Annotated in this window: 11 protein-coding genes and 1 tRNA gene; 9 read left to right on the top strand and 3 right to left on the bottom strand. The window is 69.0% G+C overall.

All coding sequences use genetic code 11. From position 1 onward, the window contains the following. Window positions 1–2 precede the first annotated feature (2 nt). Genes BLW17_RS14890 through BLW17_RS17905 form a run of 8 tightly spaced genes read left to right on the top strand, consistent with a single transcriptional unit; the run spans window position 3 to window position 12,327 of the window. Complete coding sequence (locus BLW17_RS14890; RefSeq protein ID WP_036731632.1) at window positions 3–3,236, top strand: phage tail tape measure C-terminal domain-containing protein; 3,234 nt, start codon at window positions 3–5, stop codon at window positions 3,234–3,236. Beyond that, window positions 3,233–3,658 carry a hypothetical protein gene (locus tag BLW17_RS14885; protein WP_036731634.1) on the top strand — a complete coding sequence of 142 codons (426 nt, stop codon included), beginning with the start codon at window positions 3,233–3,235 and terminating at the stop codon, window positions 3,656–3,658. The genes BLW17_RS14890 and BLW17_RS14885 overlap by 4 nt, the downstream gene beginning before the upstream one ends. Window positions 3,659–3,716: 58 nt before the next feature. After that, window positions 3,717–4,241 carry a hypothetical protein gene (locus BLW17_RS14880; RefSeq protein WP_036731636.1) on the top strand — a complete coding sequence of 175 codons (525 nt, stop codon included), beginning with the start codon at window positions 3,717–3,719 and terminating at the stop codon, window positions 4,239–4,241. After that, the gene (locus BLW17_RS14875) at window positions 4,238–4,645 is read left to right on the top strand and encodes an NlpC/P60 family protein (protein ID WP_036701261.1); all 408 of its coding nucleotides are present in this window, start codon (window positions 4,238–4,240) and stop codon (window positions 4,643–4,645) included. The genes BLW17_RS14880 and BLW17_RS14875 overlap by 4 nt, the downstream gene beginning before the upstream one ends. Beyond that, window positions 4,642–7,971: a host specificity factor TipJ family phage tail protein gene (locus BLW17_RS18195; RefSeq protein WP_036731638.1), complete on the top strand. Its 3,330-nt coding sequence runs from the start codon at window positions 4,642–4,644 to the stop codon at window positions 7,969–7,971. The genes BLW17_RS14875 and BLW17_RS18195 overlap by 4 nt, the downstream gene beginning before the upstream one ends. A 7-nt stretch (window positions 7,972–7,978) precedes the next feature. Then, window positions 7,979–10,822, top strand: coding sequence for a hypothetical protein (locus tag BLW17_RS14865; protein WP_036731640.1), 2,844 nt, complete (start codon window positions 7,979–7,981; stop codon window positions 10,820–10,822). Window positions 10,823–10,832: 10 nt separating this feature from the next. Continuing rightward, window positions 10,833–11,558 carry a hypothetical protein gene (locus BLW17_RS17910; protein WP_139306042.1) on the top strand — a complete coding sequence of 242 codons (726 nt, stop codon included), beginning with the start codon at window positions 10,833–10,835 and terminating at the stop codon, window positions 11,556–11,558. Window positions 11,559–11,571: 13 nt separating this feature from the next. Next, the gene (locus BLW17_RS17905; protein WP_139306041.1) at window positions 11,572–12,327 is read left to right on the top strand and encodes an alpha/beta hydrolase; all 756 of its coding nucleotides are present in this window, start codon (window positions 11,572–11,574) and stop codon (window positions 12,325–12,327) included. Window positions 12,328–12,574: 247 nt separating this feature from the next. Here the strand turns inward: BLW17_RS17905 and BLW17_RS14855 are convergent. From BLW17_RS14855 to gloB, 3 genes are all read right to left on the bottom strand, one after another. After that, a tRNA-Gln gene (locus BLW17_RS14855) sits at window positions 12,575–12,649 on the bottom strand. Between the two features lie 314 nt (window positions 12,650–12,963). Then, entirely contained in the window at window positions 12,964–15,282 is a 2,319-nt protein-coding gene (clpA, locus tag BLW17_RS14850) for an ATP-dependent Clp protease ATP-binding subunit ClpA (protein WP_036731644.1), read from the bottom strand. A 184-nt stretch (window positions 15,283–15,466) separates the two neighbouring features. Beyond that, on the bottom strand, window positions 15,467–16,204 hold the full coding sequence (gene gloB / locus BLW17_RS14845; RefSeq protein WP_036731646.1) for a hydroxyacylglutathione hydrolase: 738 nt from the start codon (window positions 16,202–16,204) through the stop codon (window positions 15,467–15,469). A 150-nt stretch (window positions 16,205–16,354) separates the two neighbouring features. On the opposite strand from gloB, the gene BLW17_RS14840 reads away from it, so the two are divergent. After that, on the top strand, window positions 16,355–17,134 hold the full coding sequence (locus tag BLW17_RS14840; RefSeq protein WP_036731647.1) for a class I SAM-dependent methyltransferase: 780 nt from the start codon (window positions 16,355–16,357) through the stop codon (window positions 17,132–17,134). Window positions 17,135–17,404: the final 270 nt, after the last annotated feature.

Here is a 17,404-nt window from a genome sequence, read left to right as displayed (position 1 = left end):
GCATGATGCGCGCAAGCCTGGTCGTCTCGGCCGACGCCACCCAGGTGGTCGGTGCGATGCGTCAGGCGGAAGGGGCGCTCGACGGGGTGTCGAAGGGCGCCGCCCGTCTCGGCGCCGACATGCAGCGGGCAGGCGCCGCCAGCCGCACCGCCGTCCGCGACCTGGTCGAGGCGACGACGGGCGTGGGTCGGGCTATGTCCTCGGCCGAGCGGTCCGCCGACGTCTTCAGCCGCGCGCTGGCCGAGCAAGAGGCCCAGTTCAAGGCGCTGCGTGGCGCCATCGATCCGGCGTGGAGGGCCGAGCAGCAGTTTTCGGCCGCACAGAAGGAGCTGAACCGGGCGCTCCGCGCAGGGCTGACGGACGCTCGCACCCACGGTGAGATGGTCGGGCGGCTCGAACGGCAATACGAGGCCGCACGCGCAGCAGCGCTGAAGTTCGACAACGCCCAGGGCGCCGTCGGCCGCGGGTCGGGGGCGGTCCGGGGCCAGATCCAGAACGTGTCGTTCCAGATCGGCGACCTCGCCACCCAGATCGGCGCCGGCACAGCCGCGTCCGTCGCCCTCGGTCAGCAGCTGCCGCAGCTGCTCGGCGGGTTCGGGGCGCTCGGCGCCGTGGCGGGTGCGGTCGTGGCGATCGGCGTCCCTCTCAGCTCTGCATTCCTGGGCGCTGGAAACGCGGCCAAGGAAGCGGAAGCCGCGCTCTCCAACCTCGACACCGCACTGGGCGCGGTCTCGGACCGGATGGCGATCGTCTCCGACAAGCGGCTCGAGGACACGTTCGGGAGCATGGCCGGGTCCGTGCGCGAGCTGTCGGCGGCTCTGCTCGACCTCGACCGCGGCGCGCAGTTCAAGGCCCTGGGCGACAGCCTGGACGCCACCGTCGAAAAGACCATCGGCCGGGGGTCGTTGGGCTTCTGGTCGCGGCCGATCTGGAACAACCAGGAGCAGACGGCCATGCTCGAGCGCGCAAACTACGCGCAGCTCACCGGCGGCCGCGGTCTGGCCTTCGACGAATTCCAGACCCGACGGCAGGAGATCGACCTGCTCGCGCGGACCGGGCAGGTCGAAGAGGTGGCGAAGCGGGTCCAGCAGCTCATCAGGGACATGGCCGATGGCGGGCCGGTAACCGCGCTCAATGCCGAGTTGGCCACGATGCTTGCGACGATGGGCGACACGGCCATCCGTGTCGCCGAGGTCGAAGCCAGCTTCAACGGCTCGGCCGAGGCCGCGGCGGCCTATCGCGACGTGCTCGATCAGGCCACCGCCCGGCACGACGACCTTGCCCGCCTTGCCACCATCCGCGCCGAGGCCGAGCAGCGGCTCGGCGCGGCGATCACGGCCCGTGACGCCGCCGCCGCGGCCACCGCCCGCGCCGTCATCGCAGAGACCGACCGACAGATCACGGCCACCACGGACGCGGAGGGCCGCGTGTCGGCGCTCGAGAAGGCTTTCGGCGAACTGGAGACCACCGCCGGCCGCGTCACCTTCGACCGCGATGCCGCCTTGCGCGGGAATGTCACGCTGGTGCGCGACCTCGTCGCCGAAGCCCGCCGCAACGTCGCCGACCTCGACGACGAGGACCTGTCGGGCCTTGAGGAGGCGATGAGATCGGTGGCCGAGTGGGCCGGCATCCTCGCCGACGAAACCGCGGCCGCAGCCGGCAGTCTCACCCGCGCCCAGGTGTCGGGCTACCAAGGCTATGCGGCCAGCCGGCGCGCGGGCGCCATGATCGCCAGCACCGACGCCGTCTCTGCGACCCGTGCGATGATCGAGCGGTACGAGGGTTACGCGCCGGTCGCGAAGTGGGACGAGAATGCGAACCGCGGCGGCTGGGGGTCGAGCACCATTACCCTGCCGGACGGCAGCCGCCGCTCCCTCGCCGCCGGCGAGGCTGTGAACAAGGCCGACGCCGACCGCGATCTCGACCGGCGCATCCGCGGCTACCTGGACGAGCAGCAGCGGATCATCGGCGCCGCCTGGGCGGGCTTCACGGCCGATCAGGTCGCGGCGGTGGCCTCGATCCAGCACAACTACGGCTCGATCCCCCAGCGCATCCAGCCGGCGCTGCAGACCGGCGACGCCCAGATCATCGCCCAGGCGATCGCCGGGCTCGCCATGGATTACACCAAGTCCGAGCGCGAGCAGGGCAAGACCGGTCGGCCGATGAACTACAACCGCCGGATGGGTGAGGCTGCGGCGTTCGGTGATCCCATCGGCGTCCGTGAGGCCAACGATGCGGCCCTTGCCGCACAGGAAGAGGGGGCGCGCCAGCGCAAGCAGGACGCTGACCGGCGCGCGCGCGAGATGAAGACCCGCGCCGACCAGGACCAGAGGGTGCGCGACGGGGTCACGGCCGAGCTCGACAAGCTGACGCCCAGCTACGAGCGCGCGGTGGCCGCGGCCGATCGCTGGAAGGCGCAGGCTCTGGCCGGGCTCGACAAGACCAAGGCGGGGTACGAGGCGTTCGCCGCCGACATCGAAGCCGTGTACCAAAAGCAGATCGCCAAGGCGCGTGAGGACGATCTGGCGCGCCAGGGGGCCTGGGCGGCCGGCATCGAGCGCGGCTTTGCCGAGCTCAGCGACAACGCGATGAGCTGGGCGGACCTGTCGGAAAACCTGATCACCGGCTGGGCCAAGGGCGGGGAGGATGCCTTCGCCAGCTTCGTCACCACCGGCAAAGCGTCGCTCGAGGACCTCGTGGACTTTTCGCTCGAGCAGCTCGCGCGCTTCGCTTGGCAACAGGCCATTCAACCGGGCTTGAACGGGCTGTTGCAGTCGGCTGCCAACGCTCTCGGGGGCGCGCTCGGAGCCGGCGCCGCCTCGACCGGTGTCACGCTGCCGACCGCGCACACGGGTGGGACGGGGGTGATGCGAACTTACAGCGCCGGCAACCGGAAGCGATCGGACGAGCGCCTTGCCATGCTGCGGAACGGCGAGCGGGTCATGACGCCCCGGATGCTCGAGAACGCCGGGGCGCTGGTCAGTTCGCTGGCCGGGCTCGCGGGCCGGGGCGGTGACCAGCCGATCGTCGACGCGCGCCCGGTGGTGCAGGTCATCAACCAGTCCTCGGCGCCGGTTACGGGCGAGGTCAAGGAGACGCGGGACGAGCGAGGCGGCCGCCAGTATCAGCTCGTCCTCTCGGACGCCGTCGCCGGAGCACTGACAGTGCCCGGCGGGAGGGCCGCGCAGGTGCTGCGCCAACGCTACAGCGTCACTACGAGGGGACCGCGCCGATGAGCTATCCCGTCTGGCCCGCGGGCCTCACCCAGTTCGAGCGGTCGGGGTGGCAGTCGCAGCGGCAGGATGCCCGGCGCCGTCGCCAGGGGGAGGCCGGTCCGCCTGCATGGCGACGCCGGTTCAGCTCGGTAAGCACGGTCATTGGCGTTTCGCTGGTGACCGACCGCAACGGCAAGGCCCTGTTCGACCGGTTCTACGAGCAGGGCACGGCCTATGGTTCGGTGCTGTTCTGGATGCCCGACCCGGTCACGGACGGTTGGGCGCTCAACGCCTCGACGGGCGCTCCGCTGCTGACCGGCGCGGGCGCGCCCCTGGTCATGGCCGCATTGCGCCTGTGTTCGTTCGGCGACGAGCCCCCGGTCGAGACCATGATCGGCGACGTGGGGTTCAGGTTCGCGTTCAGCGTGGTGGTCATGCCCTGACGCCGGGCGAAGGGGTTCCCGGTCTCCGGGGGTCGCGCGCGCGTGGGACAGGGTCGGCATGCGCCGCCTGTCTCTCAACGCCCGACTGTCGCTTGACGCCCCGGCGTCGCAGGACATCCACGTCCTGCTGCTGCACATCGAGCATCCCTCTCTTTCGGCACCGATCCGGCTGTCCACCGACAACACGGTCCGGATCTCGGATGAGCCGCTCGTCTACGGCACCCGCTCGAGCTGGCGCGGGGCCGACCCGACCCGTGATCCCTTCCTGTGGATCATCGCCTCGGCCCTGATCCCTTCCGACCTCGAAGATGCGCCGGCGGCGGCGACCATCGTGCTCGAGAACCTCGACGTCGGCATGACGACGCTGCTGCGCAGCATGACGGACCCGGCATCGCTCAGCATGGCCGTGGTGCTGGCCAGCTCCCCTGACCTCGTCGAGGCGGAGTGGAGCGGGCTGTCCCTCGTGAGCAGCGAGATCACTGCCGACGAGATCACGCTGCAGTTTTCGCGGGAAGAGATCGAGGTCGAACCGTTCCCCATGGCGCGGCTGTCGCGCGAGCGTTTTCCGGGTCTGCACCCGTGAGCCACTGGTCCGCCCGCTATGTCGGCATTCCGTTCGCAGACCACGGTCGCGACCAGTTGGGGTGCGACTGCTATGGTCTTGCCCGCCTTGTCTATCGTCACGAGTGCGGCATCCTGCTGCCCGATTACCAGGGCTACGGGTCGGCCGAGGAGCACGCCGAGATCGCGGCGCTGATCTCGGGCGCTGCGGCGGGTCCGGACTGGATGCCGTGCCCCGGTGATCGGCCTTTCGATCTGATGGTCTTTCGGCGTGGCCGGCTCGCCACCCATGTCGGCGTCGTCGTCGCGCCGGGCGTCATGCTGCACATGGTCGAAGAGGATTGCGCCAAGGTCGAGCGGATCGCGGGTCCCTGGGCCTCGCGCTGCGTTGGAAGCTGGCGCCACCGCGAACTGGCGGCGTCATGACGGACGAGCGCGTCCATCTGCTCGCCGCCCCGCTGTTCGATCCAGGCGCAGGCCGGATCGAGCTGACGCTGCCTGCCGGCCTGAGCCTGGCCGAGATGATCGACCTGTCGCTCCCGGCGCTGGAAGAGACCGAGCGGGCGCGGCTGCGGGTGGCGCTGGTCACGCCCGGCGGCGCGCAGATCATCCCGCGCGAGCTCTGGAAGCGGGTGCGGCCCCGGCCCGGCGTCCAGATCGTGATCCGCGTCACGCCGGGGAAGGGCGCCATGCGGTCGGTGCTGATGATCGCGGTGACCGTGGCGGCCATCGCCATGGGCGGGATCTGGGGGCCGGCGCTCGCCGGCACACTCGGCGTGAGCACGCAGGTGGGCGTCGCCCTGGTCACCGCCGGCGCCAACATCGTCGGCTCGCTGCTGGCCAACGCGCTCGTGCCCCCGCCCCAGCCCGACGACGAGAAGCGCCGCGACCGCTTCACGATCAGCGGGTGGCGTAACCGCTACGACCCGGACGGCGCAGTGCCCGTCGTGCTTGGGACCCACCGTTATGCGCCGCCGTTCGCCGCCACGAGCTACACCGAGATCGTGGGCGACTGGCAGTACGTCCGCGCGGCCTTCACCTTCGGCTATGGCGGGCTCGAGCTCAGCGACTTCCGCCTCGGCGAGACGTCGCTCGCCGAGTATGACGAGGTGCAGATCGAGGTTCGGGGCGGGGTCGCGGGCGATGCGCCGGTCACGCTCTACCCACGGCAGGTGATCGAGGAGACGATCGGCGCCGAGCTGACCCGGCCGATGCCGCGGGACGACGCCGGCAACATCATCGACGACAACGCCTCGATCGAGACCCCGGTCGTGCGCACGACGGCCGACGACGCCGAGCGGGTCAGCATCATCCTCGCCTGGCCAGCCGGGCTGATCTACGTCGACGACGACGGCGACAAGCGGACCGAGGAGGTGCGCATCCGGATCGAGCAGCGCCGGGTGGACCAGACGGCGTGGACGCTGGTGGAGACGCTCACGGTGCGGGCCCGCAAGGCCGAGGCCTTCTACCGCCAGCACAGCTGGGCGCTGCCCGCGCGCGGCAGGTGGCAGGTCCGCCTGACCATGCTCACCGAAGAGCCGGCCAATATGGGGCGATCGCGGCGGACCGTCTGGATCGCCCTGCAGTCGCTGCGGCCCGAGTACCCGTTCAACATGGCCGGCCAGGCGCTCGCGGTGCTGCGGGTCAAGGCGACCCACCAGCTGTCCGGCCAGCTTGACAGCTTCTCCGCGGTCGCGCGGCGGGTCTGCCTCGACTATGACGCCCCGACGAGATCGTGGGTGACGCGGGCGACCTCGAACCCGGCCTCGCTCTATCGATATGTCCTTCAGAGCCCGGCCAACCCCCGCCGGGTCGGCAATGCCCAGATCGATCTGGCCCAGCTCGAGGACTGGCACGATTTTTGCCGGACCAAGGGTCTGCGCTATGACCGGGTGCTCGACGATCCGGCAATGCAGCTGCGCGACGCGCTGGCCGAGATCGCCGCCGCCGGACGCGCCACCCCGCGCCATGACGGGATGCGGTGGGGGGTCACCATCGACCGCCCGCAGGCGTTGGTGGTCGACCATTTGACGCCGCGCAACAGTTGGGGGTTCAAGGCGACCCGAAGCTACGTCCGCCCACCCGACGCCTTCCGCGTGCGCTTCAACGACGCCGGAGCCGACTACGCCCCGCGCGAGCGTCTGGTGCGCTGGCCGGGGCAGACGGGCGAGATCGTTCTGACCGAGGCGCTCGACCTGCCCGGCAAGACCGACGCTGCCGAGGTGTGGCGCGAGGCACGCCGCCGCCAGCTCGAGGCAATCCACCGCCCCGAGATGTTCGAGGCGAGCCAGGAGGGCCCGGTCCGGGTGGCCACACGCGGCGACCAGATCGCAATCAACCACGATGTCCTGAACGGGGTGCAGCGCGCCGCGCGGGTCACCGGCGTGCGCGGTCGAGAGATCCAGCTGGACGAGCTGGTGACCGTCGTCGCGGGCACTGACCACGCGATCCGGTTCCGGGGGCTGAGCGCCGAGGACACCGTCGGGGCCTCCATGGTCCGGCCGGTCACCGCGGCGCCGGGCGAGACCCGGCTGCTGACGGTCGAGGGAGACGGCAGCCTGCCCTCGGTGGGCGACCTCGTGCTGTTCGGACGGGCCGGGTACGAGAGCCACGCCGCCGTCGTCACCGGCATCGAGATGGGCGAGGACATGACCTGCCTCGTGCGAGCGGTGCCTGCGGCACCCGAGATCGACGCAACGCTCGACGCGACCGCGATCCCGGCCTGGTCGTCGCGAGTTGGCGCTGAGTTGGCGACGACCGCGATCCAGCCGCCTGAACCGCGGTTTGATGGCGTGGCGAGCGGCGCCGCGGGGACCGGCACCCGACAGCTGGTCGATATCGCCCTTGTGCCTGGGCGCGGCCCTGTGCCGACAGCGCGCTACGCGCTGCGTCACCGGGTCGCCGGGGCGGCGAGCTGGAACACGACCTATGCCCCGGTCGCTGATGGCGGGTTCCAGCTTTCGACCTACACCACCGGGACTGCCGTCGAGATGCAGGCAGCCGCGCTGTCGCTGGACGGGGTGATCGGCCCGTGGACCCCGGTCCTTCAGCTCACCGTGGGCGGCGCGGACGCGGGCCTGCCCGAGGCGCTTGCAGAGGCGGATGTGACGGCAGTGCCGCTGCTCGGCGGGGTGCGGCTGGACTTCGAGACGCCTGCGGACCCGAATATCACCGCGGTGCGCGTGTACCGCTCGCGGAGCCCTGCGCTTGACCGTGCGGCCGATCGGGCCGGGACGGTGGAGATCGGGCCGTCGAGGCAAGGCAGCCTCACGCTTGGCGACGCGACGCGGCGCAACATGATCGCTGCGCCGGCGATGGGCGATGCCTCGGCCTGGTCCGTGACGGGGGGGTGGGAGGTGACTGGCGGGGCGGCCGTCCACACGGCCGGCAGCGGCGGCCGGGTCAGCCAGCCTGCCGCGCTCACCGCCGGGCGCTGGTATCGCATCGGCTACCGCGTGGTCACGATCAGCGCCGGTTCGGTGGCCGCCTCGCTCGCAGGCGGCACCCTTCGTCTTGGACCGGCCGAGACACAGCCCGGTCTGAAGCTCGCACGCCTTCAGGCGGTCACCGGCAACAGCAGCATCGGCCTCGACGCGCCGAACGACTTCGCCGGGCAATGCGACGACGTGATCGCCTACCAGGAGACCACGACCTGCCTCGAGCAGGGCACCCACTACCTCTGGCTCGAAGCGGTCAACCGGGACGGCATCCCCGGGCCCGTCACCGGGCCGATCGCCGTCACCATCATCTGAGGTTCTCATGTCGGGCACCGCCACCACCAACCTGCCGCTCTCCGATAGTGCCGACGACGTGATCGGGAATGCCGCGGGCAGCACCATTCGCGTGTCGATGGCGCGCCTTGCGGCTCTGCTGGGAACACTTCAGGGCCCTGCCTATGGCAGTGTGACGCAGCTGCAGGCGGACACAGCCTGGCCGGCTGGCGCCATCGGGTCAGTCTACGGAGGCACCGCCGCCCAGATCGGCGTCTATCGCAAGAGCGGAGCGCCCGGGTCAGGGTCGTGGTCGCGGATAGGCGACCTCCCGGTCAGCTCGATCACCGCCGCCCAGCTGGCTGAGAAGGCCGCGCTGGCGGACCTCACCGCCGAGATCGCCTACCGCCGCGCCGCGATCCGCGACGCAGGGATCATGCCGCTTGCGAACGTCACCGGGCGCAACAGCATCACAGCGACCCTGACGCCGTCGATGATCGAGGGCGGCGCCACCCTGGCCAACACCTCGACCGTGGAGCTGATCCCGGCCGAAACCTCTGACGGTCCGGTGCAGCTCAGCCTCGACGGCGCCACGCCGGTCCCGGTGCGGGACGCCGCCGGGGCAGAGCTGCAGGTCGGGGCGCTGCTCGCCGGGCGAAGCTATTTCCTGCGCCGGCGGGGTTCGACATGGCGGATCATCGCGGGCGGAATTTCCTCGGTGGAGATGCGTGCGGAGGCGCAGGCACGAATGGAAGGTGACCAGGCCGAAGCGCAACTGCGGCTGGCTGGCGACCGCGCCGTGGGGGTCCATGCGCTGTCGGCCGTCGGCGGGTCCGCCACCGCGATCACCGCCGAGTTGGGCTTCCCGGAGGTGCCGGGTGAGACCAAGGTGATCCTGGTCCCTGCTGCCGAGAGCACCGGCCCGGTGACGCTGAGGCTCGGGACTGGGCCGATCCGGTCCATCCTGTCTGCCGACAGCGCCAGTCTCTCTGCGGGAGACCTGAAGGCGGGGATCGCTGTCCTCTTGCGGCTGTCGGCTGCGGGCGACTGGCGGGTTGTCGGTGTGGGGCGTAGCGAGATCACCGAGGTAGTTTCAGCCGAAGCGCGTCTCCGCGCAGCGGAAGACGAGCGGCTCGACATCCGCACTTCGGGCATTCAGCGGACCTATGACGACAGCGGCTACACCTTCGGTATCACCAGCGCTGACAACGATCTGTTGTTCGGTCTGACCGACACCGGGCGGGCGCAGGCAGGAGGGTATGACCTGGCTACGGTGCCCGAACTGGAGGCAGCCGTTGCCAACCTTGAGCCGAGGCTGTTGCAAGAGGGGTTCGAGCCGATTGATCACCCACTTGTGGCGGCGATTACAACCGGCAGCGGCGCGCAGCTTGCGGCGATCGACATAGCAGGGGTAGGGACGTTCGGTGCCGCCCCGCTCGGTTGTTTCCCCACCACGCAGATGGTTGCCGGCGTTTCGCACATCGCCATGATCAGCTATGCCGGCACGATCCGTCAGATCACCGACGGCGCGGGTGAGCGCGCCCCCCACTGGTTTGGCCCGCGCCTTCGGTTCATCGAAACGGTGGGCGGTGTGGACGTCGTGCGTTCTGTCGGTCCGGACCTCGGGCTTAACAGTTACGAGCCACGGCGCTACCCGCGCATCGCTATCCTCGCCGGGATGGGGCAATCCCTCATGGCCGGCTCCAATGCCGAGGGCAGCGTGAGCAACGTTACCGAGATCGCACCGGCGCGGACTGTGATGTTCGCAGGCGGCAAGTTTGCCCCGCTGCCGGGGGAAGCGGAGAACGCGGACGACGCGTCTCGCCTGCTGACCCCGGCCGGCGCCTATACGCGTGAGCAACCCATGCACCAGGTCGGGGTTATGATGGCGGCCAACGGTCTTGGTCCGGACGAGGGGTTGTTTCTCACGAACCATGCTCGCGGTGGCTACAACATTTTGCAGCTCGTGAAGAACGGCAGATCCCCCGTTTATGCCTGGTGGCTGGCTCGTCTTGAGTCCTTTGCCGTTTGGGCGGCAACCAACGAAGTCGCAATCAGCCGCGTCGTCATGTATTGGCAACAGGGCCAGTCGGGGGGCGTAAGCGGCGGGATCGACGGCGAACGGCAGTATTATGATTTGATGATGCAGCTCTGGTCCGATATCTCAGCAGACGTTTCGGTCAGAGCGGGCGCGACTGTCCCGACTCTGATCGTGATCGCGCCGATCACGCACCGCACCACAGGGGAAAGCTGGCACCCGAAAAACCCAGGCAACCTCGGTATCAACGGCGCTCAAACCCGATTGGGCTTCGAGCAGCCGCAGCGGTTCGCGCTCGCGGGTCCCGACTATTACATCGCGCGGCAGGACGGCACGCATATGATCGCGGACGGCTACGCTGTGATCGGTGGCCACATGGCGCGGGCGACCAAGCGATGGACCGACAGCAACGGGGCGTGGCGACCACTCCATTGCACTGGGGGCGTCCGTTCGGGGGCGCAGGTCGTCCTGACCTTTGCCGGCGGTGCCGGGCCGATGGTGTTTGATGCCTATGACCCGGCCCAAGGACCTGTGGTCCAAGGGTTCCGACCACTGCCGACCCGCGGCCTCCTCTGGTATCAGGATGGTGGGCAGCCGGTGACCATTCAGTCGGTGCAGATCACTGGTAATCGGCAGATTACCGTGACCTTGACAGGCGACCCGGGGGCCGGCGTGCCGGGCTGGATCGCGATCGGGGTCGGACCCTACGAGGGCACCAACGAGGGGTTCCTAAACCGCGACCCCACCACGGGGACGGGGGGTGGAACTAACATCCGCACCGAAAGCGGCGATACCAACGCCCTCGGGCACCCCCTGAACGACTGGGCGTGCCAGCAGGTAATTAGGCTCACCTAAGGAGACACACATGCTCATTATCCAAGTCCCCAATTCGTCCGGCCTTTCGGTGCCGGCTGCCCCAAAACTGAACATCCCGGCATATGAGAAGGCCGTGATGGCGTCTGGCGCCGTCATGACAGTCATCGACCCTGCCACTAATCCGCCGGCGAACACCTGGTTCAGGGCGCGCGTAGGAAGCGCCACCTGGCGACATGGAGGAACAATCGCGGCCAGAGCGGAGCTGAACAACAAACCGGGCGTAGTGCTGCCAGCTGCCGTATCCTCGCTCGGCGTCACGTCCCCCTTCGCGGCGGCTGAGTACACCCTGATCTGCCCCGTCAGGGTCACCGCCGATGGTCAGCTCCTCGGTGTAGGCGCTCACCGCGTTCGCTCGGTCGGAACGGCGCTCGAATGTAAGCTGGCCCATAACTATGGGCCGGCTCTTACAGCACAGCTCGGGAGCCCTTCAGTGGGCACGACGCGCCTTCTCGCGTGGTCCTGGTCGTCCGCCGCCCGCACCATGGCCATGATGATCAACGGGGCGTCTGCGGGGGTTTCCGCGGTTCAAGCCACTGACACCAACGCGGCGTACCCCGTTGCCGGTCTGCTCGCCTACAACAGCGCGGCTGACGGCGCAGCGGCGATTTTCGGCGACATTGTCGTACTCGCCAAGGCGGCGCATATCGATCCTCGACCGACCATGGCGGTACTTGCCGCGATGTCGTCCAAATACGGCATCCCGCTGGGTGTGTAGGTAGTAAAATAAAATGCTGTCTCTTGAGTATAAGCGCGGGGTGTCGCTCGACTACTTGGCAGGCCCCAACGCGCAACGCGCGCTCGTCGCTTATCTGCACGGAGGCGGTTTCGTCCACGGGTCGCGGAAGGACCGGCTTGCAGCCAAGCTTGGACCTCTGTTCGCTGAACGCGATATTGCCTTCGCGTCTATCGACTATCACCTGCGCGGCAGGCCACTGAAGGCTTTTCCGGTCGAGCAGCGGAAACCAATCCTCGACGCAGCGGGGCGGTCCCAAGCCTTCTATCCCGAAGTTCGACCACAGCTGCTTGGGCCGCTTCTATATCGAGGGGTCCTTGACCTCACCGCGGCGCTGGACTTCTTGCGGCACGATGGACGCGGCCCAAGCCTTTCCGGTCTCCCGTTGGCCTTGATTGGCATGTCGGCAGGAGGCTTGATCGCGCTGGGGAGTTGCTATGGCTTGGACGGGCTTGACCTGCCCTCCCCTGAACCGATCGTGACCTTCGCGCTGGCCGCAGTCCCCCCTCAGCCTTGGAGGGTCCTGCCCGGCGCCCCGCCGTCCATGCTTCTCGCCTCCAGAGACGACGAAGTATTCCCGCGCAGCGCGCTGAAAAGAGCCGGTGCACATATTTCGGCGGCGGACTCGCCGATGCATTTTGGAGAGTTGCCCGGCGGGCGCCACAACGGCCCCTTGCGAGCTCTGCTAAGCGATGAGTCTGGTATGGACTGGGCGAACTTCGTGGTGTCGACGATCTGCGCCGAGGTCTGAGATCCCCGACGCTGACACCCACCCGTTCAAGACCGGGGTCAGCAGGGCCGGACGGAAAATCGTCTGCTGCAAAAATGGCTGTCAAACTCTGCAAAAACGGCTGTCACGCTACAGACGTGATTGATCAGTCCCAAGGTGCTCTCCTGCAGAGGGCTCCCCGGCGGATGTCTCACACCCCTGTGCCACAGCCTGATTCTCAGGCCTAAACAGGCACATTATACAACGCGATCAACGACTTGGATAAAACTGGCTGGGGCGGTAGGATTCGAACCTACGGTACACGGTACCAAAAACCGATGCCTTACCACTTGGCCACGCCCCAGCAGTGCGGGGTGTTTAGCGACAGCGACTGGGGGGTGCAAGGGGCGGGTTGGAAAAACTTCGGTCCAGAGGCCGCATTGGTCAGGATCAAATTATCTTCGTACGCCGACATAATGGTGTACAACCACGCAGAACTTGAAAAATCGGGCTACAAAACCAGAAATCTTCGCGGGAGGCATGGTATGTTGTTCACCGCGACCACTTCTGCCCTGTGCTGGAGGCGTTGACCAGCTTCCTAACCTGAATCGCAAGGTGGAATAAACCGCCGTGGCCAACAGAGACCACGGCAGCACGTTAATCAGCCCGATCCGCCCCTCACTCCGCCGTCAGCAACGGCGTCCGGTCGCGGCCGAGGCGGGGCGAGCCGGGGCCCTCGATGTCGAACACCGGCTTGTCGTCCTCGATCCGCACCTTGACGACCCCGCCCTTGGTCAGACGGCCGAACAGCAGTTCTTCGGCGAGCGGCTTCTTGATCGTCTCCTGGATCACCCGGCCGAGCGGGCGGGCGCCCATGCGGTCGTCGTAGCCCTTTTCGGCCAGCCAGTTCGCCGCCTCGTCGGTCAGCTCGATGTGGACGTTGCGATCCATCAGCTGCGCCTCGAGCTGCAGGATGAACTTCTCGACCACCTGCACGATCACGTCGCGCGAGAGCGGCGCGAACGAGATCACCGCATCCAGACGGTTGCGGAACTCGGGCGTGAAGGTGCGCTCGATCGCCTCCTTGTCCTCGCCCTCGCGGCGGTCGCGGCCGAAGCCGATGGCGGCCTTGGCCTGGTCGGCGGCCCCGGCGTTCGAGGTCATGATCAGGATCGCGTTGCGGAAATCGACCTGCCGGCCGTTGTGGTCCGTCAGTTTGCCGTGGTCCATCACCTGCAACAGGATGTTGTAGACATCCGGGTGCGCCTTCTCGATCTCGTCGAGCAGCAGCACCGAGTGCGGATGCTGGTCCACCCCGTCGGTCAGCAGCCCGCCCTGGTCGAAGCCGACATAGCCGGGCGGCGCGCCGATCAGGCGGCTGACGGCGTGCTTCTCCATGTATTCGCTCATGTCGAAGCGCAGCAGTTCCACCCCCAGCGTCGCGGCGAGCTGCTTGGCGACCTCGGTCTTGCCGACCCCGGTCGGGCCCGCGAACAGGTAGTTGCCGATCGGCTTCTCCGGCTCGCGCAGGCCCGCCCGCGCCAGCTTGATCGAGGACGCCAGCGCCTCGATCGCCGAATCCTGCCCGAACACCAGCCGCTTGAGGGTCTTCTCGAGATCGCGCAGAACCTCGGCATCGTCCTTCGAGACGTTCTTCGGCGGGATACGCGCGATCTTGGCCACGACCGCCTCGATCTCCTTGGGCGAGATCACCTTGCGGCGCCGGCTTTCGGCCACGACGTGCTGGGCCGCCCCCGCCTCGTCGATCACGTCGATGGCGCTGTCGGGCAGTTTGCGGTCGTTGATGTAGCGGCTCGCCAACTCCACCGCCGACTTGATCGCCTCGGAGGTATAGCGCAGGTCGTGGTGCTTCTCGAAGCTCGGCTTCAGCCCCATGAGGATCTTGATCGCGTCCGGCACCGAGGGCTCGTTCACGTCGATCTTCTGGAACCGCCGGCTCAGCGCCCGGTCCTTCTCGAAGTGCTGGCGATATTCCTTGTAGGTGGTCGAGCCCATGCAGCGCAGCTTGCCGCCCGCGAGCGCCGGCTTGAGCAGGTTCGAGGCGTCCATCGCCCCGCCCGAGGTCGCGCCCGCGCCGATCACCGTGTGGATCTCGTCGATGAATAGGATCGCGTCGGGATGCTCTTCCAGCTCCTTCACCACGGCCTTCAGCCGCTCCTCGAAGTCGCCGCGATAGCGGGTGCCGGCCAGCAGCGCCCCCATGTCGAGCGAGAAGATCGTGGCCCCCGACAGCACGTCCGGCGTCTCGCCACGCGTGATCTTGAGCGCCAGCCCCTCGGCGATGGCGGTCTTACCGACGCCGGGATCGCCCACCAACAGCGGGTTGTTCTTGCGCCGCCGGCAAAGCACCTGGATGCAGCGCTCGACCTCGTCGGCGCGGCCGATCAGCGGGTCTACGTCGCCCTCGGACGCCTTGGCGTTCAGGTCCACGCAGTATTTCGCCAGCGCCGAATCGTCCTTGCCCGAGGGTTTTTCCTCGGTCTTCGCCGACTCGGACTGCGCGCCCTGCAAGGTGCGCGGCTCGCTGAACGAGGGGTTCTTGGCCACCCCGTGGGCGATGAAGTTCACCGCGTCATAGCGGCTCATGTCGAGTTCCTGCAGGAAGAACGCGGCATTCGATTCGCGCTCGGCGAAGATCGCCACCAGCACGTTCGCGCCCGTGACCTCGTTGCGGCCCGAGCTCTGCACATGGATCGCGGCGCGCTGGATCACCCTCTGGAAGGCCGCGGTCGGCACCGCTTCCGAGCCCTCCACGTCGGTGATCAGCGTCGAGAGATCGTCCTCGATGAAGTCGGTCAGCAGCCGGCGCAGCTCGGCCAGGTCCACGTTGCAGGCCCGCATGACGCGGACGGCATCGGGCTCTTCGGTGAGCGCGAGCAGCAGATGTTCGAGGGTCGCCAGCTCATGCCGATGTTGGTTGGCCAGCGACAGCGCGGCATGGATCGCCTGTTCCAGCGTGGTCGAGAATGACGGCACTTCCTGCTCCTGTCAGTCGGCTGGCGGTCTGGGCGCTTGGGCACCCACCTGACCAGACTGTCACGATACGATTAAGAATTGGTGCATTCCGGCGCGGCGCAAGGGGTTTCTGGACCCCGCGGTCCGAAGATGCGGCTGATGGTGCAGATGTGATCACACCCCGCCGTTTTCAACCCGGCCCGGGTCAGCCACGGAACCCGTCCTTTTCGGCCCTGAGCCGGGCGAAGGCCGCCCCGGCATCCTCGCCCGGTCGCGCAAGCGCGCCGGCGCGCAGGAACGGGTTGGTGGCCTTTTCCTTGGCCAGCGTCGCGGGCGAGGCCGCGCGCTGCCCCGCCAGCGTGGCATCCAGCCGCGCCCGCAGGGCCGTGTTCTCCGGGTCCACCGCCAGCGCGAAGGCGCCGTTGCCGCGGGCGTAATCGTGGCCCGAGCAGATCAGCGTCTCGTCCGGCAGCGCCGCGAGGCGGGTGAGCGAGTCCCACATCTGCGCGGGCGTGCCCTCGAAGATCCGTCCGCAGCCCATCGCCATCAGGCTGTCGGCGGTGAAGGCCATCCCCGCACCGGGCAGATGGAAGGCCACGTGGCCGACGGTGTGGCCGGGCACGTCGATCACCTCGAGCGCCTCGCCGCAGACCTCGGCCGCCTCGCCCGGGGCCAGCGCCCGGTCGAGCGGCGGCAGCCGGTGCCGGTCGGCGCCGTTGCCCCAGACCTCGGCCCCGGTCGCGGCGACGATGTCGGGGACCGCCTGGATGTGGTCGTCGTGGTGGTGGGTGAGCAGGATCACGTCGAGCCCCCAGCCGCGCCGGGACAACTCGGCGAGGATCGGGGCCGCCTCGGGGGCGTCGATCAGCGCAGTCTGGCCGCCGCCGTGGATCAGATAGGCGTAGTTGTCCGACAGGCAGCGAACGGTGACCAGCTCGACCATGGGAGGCTCCTCTTTTCCCTCAAGCTAGGCGCGCGGGGCGTGGTCTGCAAACCCGACCGGTTGAGGGCAGGGGTGAGGGCAGGGGGGCACAGCCGCGCCGCGCCGCCGCAGGCGCTTGACCTTGGCGCCGCCAGCCGGCCCACTGGCGCCATGCAGAACGATGTCGCCGACCTGCGCCGTTTCTACTACCAGCGCGCCCTCGGCCGCGTGGTCCAGCGCGTGCTGCGCGACCGGCTGACCGAGCGCTGGCCGCCGGGCGGCACGGCGGGGATGACCGTAGCGGGCTACGGCTTCGCTGCGCCGATGCTGCGCCCTTACCTTGCGTCGGCGCGCCGGGTCACCGCGCTGATGCCCGCCCGGCAGGGGGTGATGGCGTGGCCGCCGGGGCTGCCGAACCGCAGCGTGGTCTGCGACGAAGAGGCCTGGCCGCTCGACACCGGCAGCGTGGACCGGCTGGTGATGCTGCACGGGCTCGAGACGGCGCAGGACCCCGCCGTGCTGCTGGCCGAGGCGTGGCGCGCGCTCGGCCCCGGCGGGCGGCTGGTGGTGATGGTGCCGAACCGCGCCGGGCTCTGGGCGCAGAGCGAGGCCACGCCCTTCGGGATCGGCCGCAGCTACACCCGCGGCCAGATCGAGCGGCAGGCGGGGGCGGCGGGCTTCGTGCTCGAGGATTGCGGCGCGGCGCTCTACATCCCGCCCTCGGACCGGCGCTTCTGGCTCAGGGGCGCGCAGATGTGGGAACGGACCGGGGCGCGGATCGCGCGCCTGCTGATCGCGGGGGTGGTGGTGGCCGAGTTCGGCAAGCACGTCGCGGCCCCGGTCGGGCCGGGGCGGGCGGCGTTGGTGCCGAGCCCGCGCGAGGTGCTCGACGGCATCCGCGCCCCGCGCCCGGCCGGGGCGCGGCGGACGGCGCCACCGGGCGGGGCCTGACCCCGCCTCGGACGACCCGCCCGGCCCGAATCGCGGCGAAGTTGACGTTCCGTCAGGCGGCCCGCCCCCACCGCCCGGCCGCCCCGTGCCGGGCGCCGTGCGGCAAGCCGCCTGTTAGCGACCAAAGCCGCCGTTTTCGGCCCGCGGGGCAGTTGCACAGTCCGGTGAACTGCTGCTAGAGACGCCGCAGATTTCAGGAAGGCCCGTCGCCCTTGCGCCGAAAGCCTTCGCCGTCCGCGCCCCGCGACTGACCGGCCCACGCCGGCCCGG

The sequence above is a fragment of the Paracoccus sanguinis genome (genome assembly GCF_900106665.1).
Lineage (GTDB): Bacteria > Pseudomonadota > Alphaproteobacteria > Rhodobacterales > Rhodobacteraceae > Paracoccus > Paracoccus panacisoli.
The sequence above is the reverse complement of the archived record's forward strand: the minus strand, read 5'-3'. Positions and strand labels throughout refer to the sequence as shown.